This is a genomic window from Rhodococcus sp. PAE-6 (genome assembly GCF_025290685.1).
Classification (GTDB): domain Bacteria; phylum Actinomycetota; class Actinomycetes; order Mycobacteriales; family Mycobacteriaceae; genus Rhodococcus; species Rhodococcus pyridinivorans.
In genome coordinates this window covers 303,339-317,605 of the sequence record NZ_JAOCLZ010000003.1, presented here as the reverse complement: position 1 = coordinate 317,605, position 14,267 = coordinate 303,339, and the positions used below count along the sequence as shown (strand labels likewise).

At 66.2% G+C, this 14,267-nt stretch carries 14 protein-coding genes; 9 read left to right on the top strand and 5 right to left on the bottom strand.

The features are described from left to right. Positions 1-61: 61 nt before the first annotated feature. The 3 genes from NVV99_RS09370 to NVV99_RS09360 all read right to left on the bottom strand — a co-directional run bounded on the left by NVV99_RS09370 (position 62) and on the right by NVV99_RS09360 (position 2,849). Positions 62-613: a DUF6764 family protein gene (locus NVV99_RS09370; RefSeq protein ID WP_006553684.1), complete on the bottom strand. Its 552-nt coding sequence runs from the start codon at positions 611-613 to the stop codon at positions 62-64. Between the two features lie 117 nt (positions 614-730). Next, positions 731-1,783, bottom strand: a complete 1,053-nt coding sequence (locus NVV99_RS09365) for a DNA polymerase domain-containing protein (RefSeq protein WP_024102134.1) — start codon at positions 1,781-1,783, stop codon at positions 731-733. A gap of 1 nt (position 1,784) precedes the next feature. Beyond that, a complete protein-coding gene (locus NVV99_RS09360; RefSeq protein ID WP_024102135.1) occupies positions 1,785-2,849 on the bottom strand; it encodes an ATP-dependent DNA ligase in 1,065 nt (354 codons plus the stop codon). Between the two features lie 58 nt (positions 2,850-2,907). Between NVV99_RS09360 and NVV99_RS09355 the strand changes: the two genes are divergently transcribed. Both NVV99_RS09355 and NVV99_RS09350 read left to right on the top strand, forming a co-directional pair. Further along, positions 2,908-3,492 (top strand): hypothetical protein, encoded by a 585-nt coding sequence (locus NVV99_RS09355; RefSeq protein ID WP_041803464.1) that lies wholly within the window; start codon positions 2,908-2,910, stop codon positions 3,490-3,492. Positions 3,493-3,599: 107 nt separating this feature from the next. Next, on the top strand, positions 3,600-4,379 hold the full coding sequence (locus tag NVV99_RS09350) for a 3'-5' exonuclease (RefSeq protein ID WP_024102137.1): 780 nt from the start codon (positions 3,600-3,602) through the stop codon (positions 4,377-4,379). A gap of 16 nt (positions 4,380-4,395) precedes the next feature. Here the strand turns inward: NVV99_RS09350 and NVV99_RS09345 are convergent, their stop codons facing one another. Further along, positions 4,396-5,256, bottom strand: a complete 861-nt coding sequence (locus NVV99_RS09345) for a LuxR C-terminal-related transcriptional regulator (RefSeq protein WP_006553688.1) — start codon at positions 5,254-5,256, stop codon at positions 4,396-4,398. A gap of 141 nt (positions 5,257-5,397) precedes the next feature. Here NVV99_RS09345 and NVV99_RS09340 point away from each other — a divergent pair, with 141 nt between their 5' ends. From NVV99_RS09340 to NVV99_RS09310, 7 genes are all read left to right on the top strand, one after another. Then, entirely contained in the window at positions 5,398-7,032 is a 1,635-nt protein-coding gene (locus NVV99_RS09340) for an acyl--CoA ligase family protein (protein ID WP_024102138.1), read from the top strand. 36 nt (positions 7,033-7,068) lie between these two features. After that, the gene (locus NVV99_RS09335; protein WP_006553690.1) at positions 7,069-7,815 is read left to right on the top strand and encodes a TetR family transcriptional regulator; all 747 of its coding nucleotides are present in this window, start codon (positions 7,069-7,071) and stop codon (positions 7,813-7,815) included. A 123-nt stretch (positions 7,816-7,938) separates the two neighbouring features. Beyond that, positions 7,939-9,096 carry an acyl-CoA dehydrogenase gene (locus NVV99_RS09330; RefSeq protein WP_006553691.1) on the top strand — a complete coding sequence of 386 codons (1,158 nt, stop codon included), beginning with the start codon at positions 7,939-7,941 and terminating at the stop codon, positions 9,094-9,096. Positions 9,097-9,155: 59 nt separating this feature from the next. After that, complete coding sequence (locus NVV99_RS09325; protein ID WP_006553692.1) at positions 9,156-10,004, top strand: 3-hydroxybutyryl-CoA dehydrogenase; 849 nt, start codon at positions 9,156-9,158, stop codon at positions 10,002-10,004. 290 nt (positions 10,005-10,294) lie between these two features. Then, positions 10,295-10,570: a hypothetical protein gene (locus tag NVV99_RS09320; RefSeq protein ID WP_260782819.1), complete on the top strand. Its 276-nt coding sequence runs from the start codon at positions 10,295-10,297 to the stop codon at positions 10,568-10,570. After that, complete coding sequence (locus NVV99_RS09315; RefSeq protein ID WP_024102140.1) at positions 10,567-11,547, top strand: hypothetical protein; 981 nt, start codon at positions 10,567-10,569, stop codon at positions 11,545-11,547. Before NVV99_RS09320 ends, NVV99_RS09315 begins: the two co-directional genes overlap by 4 nt. A 1,233-nt stretch (positions 11,548-12,780) precedes the next feature. Beyond that, complete coding sequence (locus NVV99_RS09310) at positions 12,781-13,602, top strand: hypothetical protein (RefSeq protein WP_144376956.1); 822 nt, start codon at positions 12,781-12,783, stop codon at positions 13,600-13,602. Between the two features lie 287 nt (positions 13,603-13,889). On the opposite strand, the gene NVV99_RS09305 is transcribed toward NVV99_RS09310, so the two are convergent. Beyond that, positions 13,890-14,219: a putative quinol monooxygenase gene (locus NVV99_RS09305; RefSeq protein WP_024102142.1), complete on the bottom strand. Its 330-nt coding sequence runs from the start codon at positions 14,217-14,219 to the stop codon at positions 13,890-13,892. Between the last annotated feature and the right edge of the window lie 48 nt (positions 14,220-14,267).

Sequence of the window (14,267 nt, the reverse complement as noted above, 5' to 3'; positions counted from 1 at the left end):
ACGTAAAGGAAGGGTTTACGTACAGTCTGTCTGTCGAGGATCCCGGCGAGACGCGCCGAATCTACGGCAGGGGCGACGGCGGCGTCTGCGCGCCAGGAGTGAAGTACCGGAAGTCGCCCAGCACGACACACCCGCGTGCGGCCTCGAGTTCGAACGCGGCCGCCGCCGTGCCCTCGCACAACACCGGATCGTCGGCGTCGCCCACATAGGCCTGCGACTGCGGACCCGCGGCGACGACCGCCGTGCCCGGACTTTCGAGCACACCGAGCGCCAGGGCCTCCTCCCCCACGCCGATCGCGAACAGCCGTCCCGACGTGCTTTCCCCGGCGCCGACACCGCCGTCGAATCCGGCGGCCACCACCTGTGCGGCACTGCGGGCATCGGCGAATCCCACGCCCCGCTCGGCATAGCTCCACGCCTCGGCGGTGCCGTCGGTGGACGCACCACACGCTTCGCCCCCGTCGATCTGCACGATCTCGGCCGGGGCACCCGGCGGTGCCGTGCACGTCGTGGCCGCGGACGCGGTCTGAGGAATGAGGAAACCGACCCCGATGGCGGCAGCGAATACTGCCCCGACGCCGAGAACCCGACCGGACGCCCACGAGCGAATCACGACATCGACCCTTCCGAACCTCGAGTGACTGTTCTCTCGGACAGTTTATGGACTCGCACCTCGGGAGGACTCATACTCGAGGTCACGACAGGGACGCGATTCCCCGAACGTTCCGGTTCACGTGTCCTTTGCCCGGTCGGTGTCGCGGGACGGTTGGACGCGCTTCGGCTCCCCCGGCATCTTCGGGTGATTCGGCGGATACGGCAGGTCGCCGATACCGTTCGCCTCGTCCCGTTCGGCCATCTCGAGCAGAACGTCCAGCGAGTGCGCATGCGCATCGAGATCCGCCATCGGATCGCCGCGCTTCGCCAGCAGATCCGGCACCGTGGCGATCGTGAAGTCGTCAGGTTCGGCGTCGACCAGCTCGTCCCAGGTCAGCGGAGTCGAGACGGTCGCGATCGGGGTGCGACGGGCCGAGTAGGCCGAGGCGATCGTCTTGTCGCGCGCGTTCTGGTTGTAGTCGAGGAAGAGCCGCTCTCCGCGCTCCTCCTTCCACCACGCCGTCGTCGCCCGCCCGTCGCTGCGCCGCTCGATCTCACGCATGAGCGCGATCCCCGCACGACGGACTCCGACGAAATCCCATTCGGGCACGATCCGCAGATAGATGTGGAGTCCCCGCCCACCGGACGTCTTGGGATATCCGGCGAGTCCCAGTTCGTCGAGAAGCGGGCGCACGACCTCCAGCGCCACGGTCCGCGCGTCGCCGAAATCGGTTCCCGGTTGCGGGTCGAGGTCGATGCGCAATTCGTCGGGACGGTCGGTGTCGCCGCAGCGCACCGGCCACGGATGGAAGGTCACGCACCCGAGATTGGCCGCCCACACCACGTCGGCGGCCGAACACACACGCAGCGCATCGGCGGTACGCCCCGACGGGAACGTGATCTCGCAGGTCGCCACGTGGTCGGGTCGCTTGACCGGTGCCCGCTTCTGATAGATCTCCTCCCCCTCGATGCCGTCGGGAAAGCGCTGCAGATGCGTCGGCCGATCGCGCAGAGCCGTCAGGATCGGTGCGTCGAACTCGGTGGCGACCCTGCGGTAGTACTCCACGAGGTGCCGCTTCGTGCCACCTGCGGCGCCGAGCTGCGGGAAGTAGATCTTGTCGGGGTTCGACAACCGCACGGGCGTGCCGTCGACGTCCAACTCCTCCGCGGGCGAACGCTTCGTGGCCATGTCAGTCCTCCGTCCGGTCGAGCACATCCGACAGGTCGTAGCGCACCGGCACCTCCAGCTGGTCGAACGTGCAGCTCTCGGGGTCACGGTCGGGACGCCACCGCAGGAACTTCGCTGCGTGCCGGAACCGCATCCCCGCTCCCGACACACCTTCCATCTGGTCGTACGCGACCTCCACGACACGTTCGGGACGCAACGGCACCCAGCTGCGGTCCACCGCCGAACGCCACCGCGTCGGTTCGCCCTGCTCGACGACGTCGTCCCCGAGTCGCAGCGGTTGCAGTTCGGCGAGCAGTTCCTCGCGCCGCTCCCGCGTGAACGCCGAGGCTCCGCCGACCATCGTAAGTTCGCCGTCGTGATAGAGCCCGAGCAGCAACGACCCGATTCCCTCGACGCTCTTGTGCATGCGGTAGCCCATGAGGACGCAGTCGGCGGTGCGGGCATGTTTGAGCTTGAGCATCTCCCGCTTGTCGGGCACATAGAGCCCGTCGAGTCGCTTGGCGATCACGCCGTCGAGGCCGGCCCCTTCGAACTCCTCGAACCAGCGGCGGGCGGTATCGGTGTCGGTCGTGGCCACCGTGACATGACAGCTCTTACCCCCGCCGATCTCGGACCGCAGCCGCGCGCGCCGCTCCGCGGACGGGGTCTCCATGAGATTCTCGTCGGCGAGAGCGAGCAGATCGAAACCGACGAACACGGCCGGTGTCTGCTCGGCGAGCATCGTGACCCGGCTGGCGGCCGGATGGATCCGCTCGGACAGCGCCTGCCAGTCGAGTCGGGTGCGGCCGTCGTGTTCGCGCGGGACGACGATCTCCCCGTCGACCACGCACCTGCGGGGCAGTTCGGCGCGCGCGGCGTCGGCGAGTTCCGGGAAGTAGCGCACGAGGTCCTTACCTCCGCGCGAGCCGAGAACCACCTCGTCACCGTCGCGGAAGACGATCGCCCGGAAACCGTCCCATTTGGGTTCGTAGGACCACTCGTCGGGACCGTCTTCGGGTTGGGAGGGGACGGTGGAGGAGACCTTGGCGAGCATCGGGGCGATCGGCGGCACCACAGGCAGGTCCATGCGGCACATCGTTCCACCCTGTACGGGTACCGGCAGCACTTCCGTAGGCTCTTCGACCATGAACATTCTCCGAGGGGCGGCCGGTGCCGCGGTGGCGTTGGCGGCAGCAGGGGTGCTTGGAGGATGCGCGACCCAGGTCGAAGGGCAGGCCGTGCCCGCCGCGAACGCCCTGGACACGTCCACGGCGCCGTCCTTCTCCCTACCCACCACGACCCCGTCGGCGTCGTCGTCGACCGAGTTGAGCGTCGACGTCGCAGCCGGCGAATGCGTCGCGCTCGGCGGCACGGTCGACGACGCGACCATCGACTACGCGGTGTGCGGCAGCCCGAGCTCGAATTACAAGGTCGTCGACGTCGTCGATGCCAGTGCCATGTGCCCCGGCGACATCGACCAGACCTACTACGAGTCCTTCGGCGGCATCGAGGTCGGCGCGTTGTGTCTCGACATCGACTGGGTGGTGGGCGACTGCATCGACCTCGGCGGCGAGGATCCGCAGCGCATCGACTGCGGTGAGCCCGCGGTCCAGGGCGAGGAGGTCACCGAGATCCTGCTCGACACCTCCGACGTGAACGCCTGCTCGACGTCCGAGGGTGGGTTCGTGTACCGGGAACGCAACTTCGTGGTCTGCACCGACACCATCTGAGGTTCTCTCCTTGTGCGGATGCCCGTCGCGGCCGCGACGGAGCATGTCGGTGCCTCCCGCAACAATGCGTTCGACAGATCATCATCCGACGGACGCGAGGACGGAACATGACGCACTGGCCGGACAGACCGATCTGCGCGTTCGATCTCGAGACCACCGACCGGGATCCCCGCAACGCCCGCATCGTCACGGCATGCGTCGCGACCTTCGACGGCGACCGCATCGACACACGCTCGTGGCTGCTCGACCCGGGTATCGCGATACCCGAGGAGACCACCGCGATCCACGGCATCACCACCGCCCACGCCCGCGCCGAAGGACTCGACTATCTCGAGGGATACAAGCAGATCCGGCAGGCCGTGAGCGACGCGTGGGCGCGCGGCCACATCGTCGTCGCATTCAACGCCAGCTACGACCTGACGGTCCTCGACGCCGAAGGACGCCGGCTCGGCCTGACGGGGCTCGACATCGGCACGGTCGTCGACCCGTACGTCATCGACCGGGAGATGGACCGCAGCCGGCCCGGCAGGCGCACACTGCAGGCGGTGTGCGAGGCGTACGGGGTGTCGCTGCCGAATCCGCACGAGGCCGAGGCCGACGCGCTCGCCGCCGGCCACCTGACCCGCGCGCTCGTGGCGAGATTCCCCGAGCTCGCCGAACTCGACATCATGGCCGATCAGGCCGCCTGGCACGCCGAACGGCAACGCAGCTTTGCCGAGTACCTGCGCGGGCTGGGTCGCGAGGTCGTCGACGTCGACGACAGCTGGCCCGTCCGGCTCCCCACGCCGGTGGGTACCGATGTCCTCGAGCGTCCCGCGACCGAGACCAGGTTCCGGCGCGCGCTGCGCGCGATCCGCGAGTTCTTCCGGCGACTGCGCCGCCGCTGATCAGGAGTGCGGTCGATCAGGGCAGCAGTCCCTGCCGCCGCGCCTCGACGACCGCCGCGTGCCGACTGCGCACATCGAGTTTGTCCATGGCGTTGCGCAGATAGGTCTTCACCGTCTCCACGCGCAGCGACAACCTGTCGGCGATCTCCGCGTTGCGGCAGCCCAGCGCCACATGACTCAGCACGTCGTGCTCGCGCGCGGTCAGATGCGTCCGCGGCTGCGACGCACCGTCGCGCGCCCGGGCCAGTGTCTCCTCGACGTTCCGCACCTGTTCCCTGATCACCGGGTCGTCGGTGCGCGCCGCGATCGCCCGCAGCGCCACGAGGCTTTCCGTCAGCGCTTCGGAGACGGAGGCAGGCACGGTGGCGCCGTGCGCGGCCCGCGTGTTCCCGATCAGCGACACGCGACGGTCCACCTCGTCGCGGATTTCGATCTCCCGCGCGAGCTCCGCGGCCGACCGCACGACCTTCTCCGCTACGACGTCGCCGATGGGCCGATTGACCCTCAGCCCGCCGTAGATCGCCGCCCGGGTGCGTCCGCGCACCACCACCGGCACGGCGAGCAACGACTCGATTCCCTCCCCGGCGACCTGCCGGTCGTAGTGGTGGGTGATGTGCGGGGAGGTGAAGTAGTCGGCGACCGCGCCGGGACGTTGTTCGACGACCACCCGACCGCCGAGTCCACGTTCGGCGGCGATCACCAGATTGCGCAGGGCACGACCGCGGGTTCCGACGAATCCGGACAGGACGACGTCCGAGCCCTGCACCGCGCCACCGAAGAGCACCGGTAGTTCCGTCGTCGCCTCGAGGTCGCGCAGCGTGGCGCGGAGGGTGTCGAGATCGTCGGGACGCAACACACCCGGCACGGCGACATCCATCGATTGCTCCTGCTCTTCCCTCCGAACACCCACTTTCGAGGGTAGAGGGGCCAGTTCCACGATTTGTAACCTGCACATCGCCCGGTGTTGCAACGATCACAGAAGACGCCGGAATCCGAGTAGGCCACCCCGGAGGTATCCGTGTCCATCGCCCCCGTCCGTCCCGGCTCGACCGGAGCCGCGAACTACAGCCAGATGAGCCCGCTGCGCTTCCTCGAACGGTCCGCGGCGGTGTTCCCGGATCGCACCGCGATCATCCACGGCGACCGCACGTACACCTACGCCGAGTTCGCCGACGAGGCGCAGCGGCTCGCGCGCGTGCTGCGCAGCCGTATCGAGCCGGGCGACAAGATCGCGTACCTGACTCCGAACGTGCCCGAGATGCTCATCGCGCATTTCGCGGTTCCGCTCGCAGGCGGTGTGCTGGTCGCGCTGAACTCGCGCCTGGCCGGGCCGGAACTCGAGTACATCCTCGACCACTCCGAGACGAAGCTGCTGTTCGTCGACTCCGAACTGCTCGGATCGGTCGCGAACGTCCGCGACAACGTTCCGGGCGTCGCCGAGATCATCGAGGTCCCCGACTCCACCGTGCCCGCTCCCGAGGTACCCGCCGGGGTGGCCACCGCCCGGTACGACGAGTTCCTCGCGCAGGCCGACTCGCTCGATGCGACGCCGCTGCCGTGGAGCGTCGACGACGAGCTCGGCGTCATCACCCTCAACTACACCTCGGGCACGACCGGCAAACCCAAGGGCGTGATGTACACCCATCGCGGCGCGTACCTGAACTCGCTGGGCGAGACCTTCCACAACAGCTTCGACGGGCAGAGCAAGTATCTGTGGACACTGCCGATGTTCCACTGCAACGGCTGGTGTACGCCCTGGGCGGTGACCGCTGCGGCGGGCACCCACATCTGCCTGCGGGCGGTGCGGGCCGACGCGATCTGGGATGCCATCGACAACCTCGGTGTCACCAACCTGTGCGGTGCGCCCGCGGTGTGCTCGACCATCGCGAACGCCGAGCAGGCTCATCCACTCGACCGTCCGTTGCGGATCACCACGGCCGGCGCGCCGCCGTCGCCGACGGTGATCGCCCAGCTCGAACAGATCGGCATCACGGTTGTCCACGTCTACGGACTCACCGAGGTGTACGGCCCGTACACGATCTGCGAGTACCAGGACAGCTGGGACGACAAGCCGGCCGACGAACGCGCCGCGCTGCTCTCCCGTCAGGGTGTGGGCATGCTGCAGGCCGAGACCGCGCGGGTCGTCGACGAGGACATGAACGACGTGCCCGCCGACGGCGAGACCATGGGCGAGATCGTGCTGCGCGGCAACAACGTCATGCTCGGCTACTACAAGGACCCGGACGCGACCGAGGAGGCGTTCCGCGGCGGCTGGTTCCACACCGGCGACCTCGGCGTGATGTACCCGGACGGATACATCCAGCTCAAGGACCGCGCGAAGGACATCATCATCTCCGGCGGCGAGAACATCTCGACCGTGGAGGTCGAGCAGGCGATCGTCAGCCACCCGGCGGTGCTCGACGTCGCGGTCGTCGGCGTTCCGGACGAGAAGTGGGGTGAGCGTCCCAAGGCGTTCGTGATCCTGAAGAAGGGCGAATCGGTCACGGCCGAGGAGATCATCGACTACACGCGCACGCTGCTCGCCGGGTACAAGGTGCCGCGCGACATCGTCTTCCCGCTGGAGCTGCCCCGCACCTCGACCGGCAAGATCCTGAAGTTCGAGCTGCGATCGGCCGAAGCCGCCGAGGGGTGAGCCGACCCCTCACGACTGCATTGGATACTCGACGCCATGACATCCGGTACCGGTAACAGCACCCGTCGCCTCGATTCGACGGGCCCCGATCCCGCCCAGTTCCGGGTGCATGTCGTCACGCAGGCGATCCGTTTGTTCTCCGAGTTCGGCTACGAGTCGACCACCGTCGAGCAGATCGCCGCGGCCGCAGGGGTGTCGCGGCGGACCTTCTTCCGGCAGTTCCGGTCGAAGGAGGACGTGATCTTCGCCGATCACGAGTCGCTGCTCGAGCAGGTCGCCGAGTACCTCTCGCAGGATTTCGACGATCCGTGGGCGGCGGCCTGCGAGGGGGCCAAGCTCGTCTTCGGGCACTTCCGGGACCGGCGCGAGCTGGCGGTGTGGCGGTATCGGGTGGTGCAGCGGGTGCCGGCGCTGCGGGAGCGCGAACTCGTCACCACCTACCGCTACGAGCGGTTGTTCACCGACTTCCTGCGCGCCGCCGTCCCGACGGAGAAGCCGGTGCGCACCGTCAGCTTCGCGGCGGCGATGACCGCCACGCACAATTTCGTGTTGCGCGCGATGATCCGCGGCGACGAGACCGCCACTGCCGAACGCCTCGAGCAGGAGCTGCTCGAGCTCCGCCGCACGTACGGGGTGGTTCCGGTGCCAGAAGGCGCGACGAACGGGAAGGTCGCGCCGGCTCCGCCGGCGGTCGCGGTGGTGACCTATCCGGCCCACCTGACACCGGCCGAGATCGCCGAGCAGGTTCGGCTCCAACTCGAAGGCGCACAGCAGCGCCGTTGACCTGGCACTGAGTGCCGTGGTTACAATCGACTCATTCCGTCACGTCGCGAACCCTCGCCCCGATATCGTCGAGGGAGCTACGTTCGCAAATCTGGCACCGCGTGCCGTTAGGAGTCCGCCGTCATGGCCCTCAATCCCGACTTCGATCTGTTCAAGCTCTCCGAGGAGCACGACGCGCTGCGCGAGGCCATCCGCGCGCTCGCCGAGAAGGAGATCGCGCCCTACGCCAAGGACGTCGACGAGAACTCCCGCTTCCCGCAGGAAGCCCTCGACGCCCTCAACAAGTCGGGCTTCAACGCCATCCACGTGCCCGAGCAGTTCGAAGGCCAGGGCGCCGACTCGATCGCCGCCTGCATCGTCATCGAAGAGGTCGCCCGAGTATGCGGCTCCTCCTCGCTGATCCCCGCCGTCAACAAGCTCGGCACCATGGGCCTGATCCTCCGCGGCTCCGACGAACTCAAGGCCAAGGTCCTCCCCGATATCGTCAACGGCGCGATGGCCTCCTACGCGCTGTCCGAGCGCGAAGCCGGCTCCGACGCCGCCTCCATGCGCACCCGCGCCAAGGCCGACGGCGACGACTGGATCCTCAACGGCTCCAAGTGCTGGATCACCAACGGTGGTAAGTCCACCTGGTACACCGTCATGGCCGTCACCGACCCCGAGAAGGGCGCCAACGGCATCTCCTCCTTCATGGTCCACAAGGACGACGAGGGCTTCGTCGTCGGACCGAAGGAGAAGAAGCTCGGCATCAAGGGCTCCCCCACCGCCGAGCTGTACTTCGAGAACTGCCGCATCCCCGGCGACCGCATCGTCGGCGAGCCGGGCACCGGCTTCAAGACCGCTCTCGCGACCCTCGACCACACCCGCCCCACCATCGGTGCGCAGGCCGTCGGCCTCGCCCAGGGCGCCCTCGACGCGGCGACCGCCTACGTCAAGGACCGCAAGCAGTTCGGCCGCCCGATCTCCGACAACCAGGGTGTGCAGTTCATGCTCGCCGACATGGCGATGAAGGTCGAGGCCGCACGCCTGATGGTCTACACCTCCGCTGCTCGCGCCGAGCGCGGCGAGCCCAACCTCGGCTTCATCTCGGCCGCCGCGAAGTGCTTCGCCTCGGACGTCGCCATGGAGGTCACCACCGACGCCGTGCAGCTGTTCGGTGGCGCCGGCTACACCACCGACTTCCCGGTCGAGCGCATGATGCGCGACGCGAAGATCACGCAGATCTACGAGGGCACCAACCAGATCCAGCGCGTCGTCATGTCGCGCGCGCTGCTGCGCTGACACCGGTCGCGTAGGTTACCCCCGGAACATCGAAGCGATCAGGAGTTACCGCAGTGGCAGTGGAAAAGGTAGGCGTGATCGGCGGCGGCACCATGGGTGCCGGTATCGCCGAGGTGTGCGCCAAGGCCGGTAGCGACGTCCTCGTCAAGGAGACCACCGAGGAGTTCGCCGCCGCGGCACGCGAGCGTCTGAAGAAGTCGATCGGACGTGGCGTCAAGTCCGGCAAGATCACGCAGGAGGACGCCGACGCGGTCCTCGGACGGATCCGCGTCACCCTCGACCTGAAGGAGTTCGCCGACCGCGACCTCGTCGTCGAGGCCGCCCCCGAGATCGAGTCTCTCAAGGTGGAGATCTTCTCCGAGCTCGACAAGATCGTGAAGCCCGAAGGCATCCTCGCCACCAACACGTCGTCGATCCCCGTCATCAAGATGGCGCAGGCGACGCAGCGGCCCGGCAAGGTCGTGGGCGTGCACTTCTTCAACCCGGTGCCGGTGATGCCGCTCGTCGAGATCATTTCGGCGCTCACCACCGATGAGGCCACCGCCGACACGGTGTTCGACTACGCGAAGAACACCCTCGGCAAGACGGCCGTGCGCGCAGGCGACCGTGCGGGTTTCATCGTCAACGCCCTGCTCATCCCGTACCTGTGCTCGGCAGTGCGCATGCTCGAGTCGGGCTACGCGACGAAGGAAGACATCGACGCCGCGATGAAGGGCGGCTGCGGCTACCCGATGGGTCCGCTGACCCTCATCGACACCGTCGGCCTCGACATCACCCTCAACGCCGCGCAGTCGCTGTACGACGAGTTCGCCGAGCCGCACTACGCACCCCCGGCACTGCTGCGCCGCATGGTCGACGCGGGTCGCCTGGGTCGCAAGACCGGCGAGGGCTTCTACAGCTACAAGTAGGCCTCACTCGGACGCCCCTGCCGTTCCTTCTCGGAACGGCGGGGGCGTCTGCGCATCCGGACAGCCGGGAGGTACGCAACAACAGTTCCGGGTTCGCAACACGGCCAGCGACTGCCGGTGTTGCGAGCCTTCACGAGGTGTTGCGTGCCTCCTGATCAACCACGAGTACGGTCCGAACGCGTTCCCCCTCTCCACTCCGACTCGGGAGACACCTTCTGCTATCGTCCCCACCCGGACGTATCGGGGGATTCTGTCGGGGGGCAGTGGTGACATTGCACGTGGATCCTGAAGTGCTGCGCACATTCGCAGCCTTCGTGGCGGACACCGCCGACGCGATCGACGACTGGGACGTCGGCGAACCGTATGCCGTGTCGCAATCAGCACTTCCCGGAACAGAATTCGCGGCCGCCTGCGCACGAGCCTTCACCGCCACCGATCAAGCACTCGGCAACGTGTGCAGTCGCCTGCGCGAGATCGTCGACATCACCGACGGCGCCGCGAACGACTACGTCGTCACAGAGACAGACTTCGTGGCTGCACTCTCGGCGATGGATCAGCACGGATGAGACCGGGAGTCGCTGCGGTCCGGTCCTGGAATCCCGACGCGCTGCGAATCACCGCCGACCACCTCGACGTGCTCGTCGACACACTCGACGACCGCATGAAAGGTCTGCTCACCGAGCAGGATGTGCTCACCGAGCGATGGTCCGGCGACGCCGCGCGTGCCGCCGCCGCGCGAGTGGTCCGCGAACGCTCGCTGGGCAGCTCCATCGCCGAAGCCCTCCTGCAGGTCGCGGAGGCGTACCGCACCGGCGCGTGGCTCGTCGAAGGCACCCGCCTGCACCTCCTGTCGGTCGTGGGCGGCGCCGAACAGTCCGGGTTCACCGTGCACGACGACGGCACCGTCGACCCCTCCGACCAGATCCACACCCTCTCGGCGACGCTGCCGGCCGAAGCCGTCGCAGAGACCCGCGTCCGTCTCGAACACGAAGCAACGGAACTGACCCACGCCGTCACCGGCGCTGTCGAACAAGCGTCGCGAGCCGCAACCGAAACAGCCGATCGCATCAACACCGTCGTTGCGGTACTCGAAGCAGCCCGGGATGCCGCGACGCCGGGGAAGGTCGTGCAGAACGAGAACGGCGAGTTCTCCTGGTGGCCTGACTGGGCAGCTACGACGGCAGCCTCCACCATCGGCGTGATGGCCGACGGAACGAAAGAGGGTCTTACAGCGGCAGCAACAGCGTCCGGTGACGACCTCGCCCGTGGAGTCTCGCAAAAGCTCGGGCCGGCTGGGGCGGCACTCGGAGTGGTCCCAGCGATAGTCAACGACATCGAAGGTGGGATGCATCCTGCCGAGGCAGTCGTAACAGAAGGCGCCGGCGCTGCGCTCGGCTACTGGGGCGGCCTGAAGGCCGGAGCTTTTGTTGGATCCCTTGTCGCGCCGGGGATCGGAACCGCAGTCGGACTGGTGGCGGGCGCGACGGCCGGCGCTTCCATTTCCTGGTTGACCTCCAAGGTTCTACAAGCAGCACTGCATTGATTCGAGTCGTCCACCGCGTTGAAAGGAACAGGCCAGACTTATGCAACACCAGCACCCAACGATGCCCGTCGGCCTTCCGGACGACAACCAGGCATGGCCTCAGTGCCTTCGCTGCACAGATGCCGTTTTCTCCGTCGCCATGTTCAGTCTTGCAATCCTTCTCGCATACTCGTCTTTCCAGGGCGCCGAGCGTGGGGACGCTACCTACTTCGTCGGCTTCGCAGGTGGAACAGCACTAGCAATTTCGCTCTTCGTCATCGGCATCCGTGATGCCGGAATCCGATATCTCGGGTTATCCCGGTCGATTACGGTTCATGAGGATCCCGTGCGAGGACTCGGCTTGGCGATCCCGGTTCGAAAATCGAACACCCGGATCCTCTCGGGAATCCTCTTCGGCACCGCCGCATATGGTGCTTCCGCTTCACTTGGATGGTTCCTGGGATTCGGCGAGTCCCTGATGCCTTCCGGTCGCGACACACTCCCCGGTGCCGTGCTTCTACTCGCCGGTGCAATCGTCATGACCGCTCTTGCGCTCTTTGTCTTCGCCTTCCGCGCAACAACCGAATTAAGGATCTTTCCGTCCGGGGTGGAGCGAATTCGGAGGCGACGATCATTCCTCTCTGTACGAGATGATTCGACTTTCCTACCCTGGGACGATATCGGTCGCATAGAACCCAGGGAACTACCACCACGTACAGGATCCGCGGGTCGGCCGATCATCCACCTTTACAGCGCAACTGGAGCCGACACTTCGAGCACCGGGCATGATTCGACCCACCCCGTAAGCATTACAGCGCATCAACTGGTGGCGGAGCCGAACACACTTTTCGCGCTTCTCGAACACCTACGGACGAATCCGGATCAGCGGAGCTATGTAGGACAAAGGGGGGCAGTCGAACTGCTCCGCCCTCCCCCGCTTCGAAAACGGCTTCGTGAAGCCAGAATTGCTCACACGACGCGGTGAGGAAACACGTAGGTTGCGCGCGGACGCGTCAGAGAATCCACCGGCCGGAGTCCCAGGTCATTTCGCGGTTTCAGGTCTTGGCCAGTAGGTGTGGAAATGATCTCACCCCTCACGTACGAGCGAGGTGCTTGTTGAAGCGAGGAAAAAAAGTTCGGACACCTGACGAACTCGTCGACAACATCCGATCGACGCCATCCGAAGCGCCCTGGCCACAACCGCTCAGGATAGTGCCACTAGTTCTGTCGATTGCGCTGCTTATCGCAGCTTGCGTGAGCTTCGCATTCGTCCAGGACACGATCCGAACGAACGACTTCCAAGTCACACTCGGTGCGGCAGGCGGCTCGATTGCGCTGTTCGTCATCGCCCGATCCTCGTTTCGGCGTGCGGGTCTTCGGGACCTTCGACCGCACCGGGACATCAGATTTCGTCACGATCGCGACCGCGGTCCGGGTATCAGCATCCCAACACGAAGAACCGAAGTGTGGACAACAGTCGCAGTCATGCTGGGGTTGGCCGCCTATGGTTCCGCAGCAGCATTCACATGGCACAGCGGCCTCGGCGAAGCACTGTTGCCGATCAACCGAGACAACAGTGAGAGTGCCCTCTTCATAGCGGTATGCGCCGCCGGCATGGGCCTGATCGCGGTCCTGATCGTCTCCATCCGTTTCGAGACGACCCTGTACATCAGCCCACGAGGTGTACGCCGCTACGTACGTCGTCGAGTCTTCTTCAAGAAACAGGTATTCGACATCTCCCTGTCCTGGGAAGGTATTGCCCGGATTGGGGTAGGTAGCCTCGGAGTCGGTGGTGGAACTACGGTCCACCCGGTAATCGATCTTCATACGAACGAACCGATTCCACCAGAAGCTCGGACTCGACATGATTCGGAGTGTCGAGTGGCGGTCATGGCCCACCAGCTCGTGACGGAGCCGAACACTCTGTTCGCGCTTTTGGAACGGTTGGCAGAGAACCCGCGCGATCGCGAACTTCTCACGAAATCCGATGCAGTCGACCTTTTGCGCCCTCCGCCGCTGCGGGAACGATTCCGCGCAGCACGCAAGCCGTCGCGTCAGCACGGGAACAACCGGTAGGTACGCAACAGCAACATCGGGTTCGCAACGCGGCCAGTAACTGACGGCGTTGCGAACCCTCACTGCATGTTGCGTACCTCGATCCCCTGCCGCAGCAAGTGACGACCGGTTCGTCACCCCAGAGACAGCGCCGCCACGCCGTACACATTCAAAATGATTCAGGAAGTTGTAGTGACAGCCGGACACAACCGACCTTCTGGGACCGACTTTGCGAGAACGATTCCGGATGGCACGCCACCAGGAGGCGTCTCGATGAACGCTTCGATTCAGACGACTACAGGTAGGCCTCACTCGGACACCCCTGCCGTTCCTTCTTGGAACGGCGGGGGCGTCTGTGTATCCGCACCCTCGATCTCGTACCGGCGCCCGATACCGACGGTCAGCCGTCCCCACTCACTGCGGGCCACCCGCGTTCGATGCATCTCGAACGCGGTGACGTCGACGAAGGTTTCCTCGACGCGCCACACCATAGGGTCGTCGGTCGGCAGGACTTCGAACGAGACACAACCGGGTTCGGCGCGCGTCAGGTCAATATGACACTGCAGATGGCCGAGCATGATCTCACGCTCGGCCTCGCTGTGGCACAGCAGTTCTCCCCTGAGACGGACGTAGGACATCTCGGCTCCTTCCACGGCACCCCGACCGATCGCTGCTACCGTCACGCG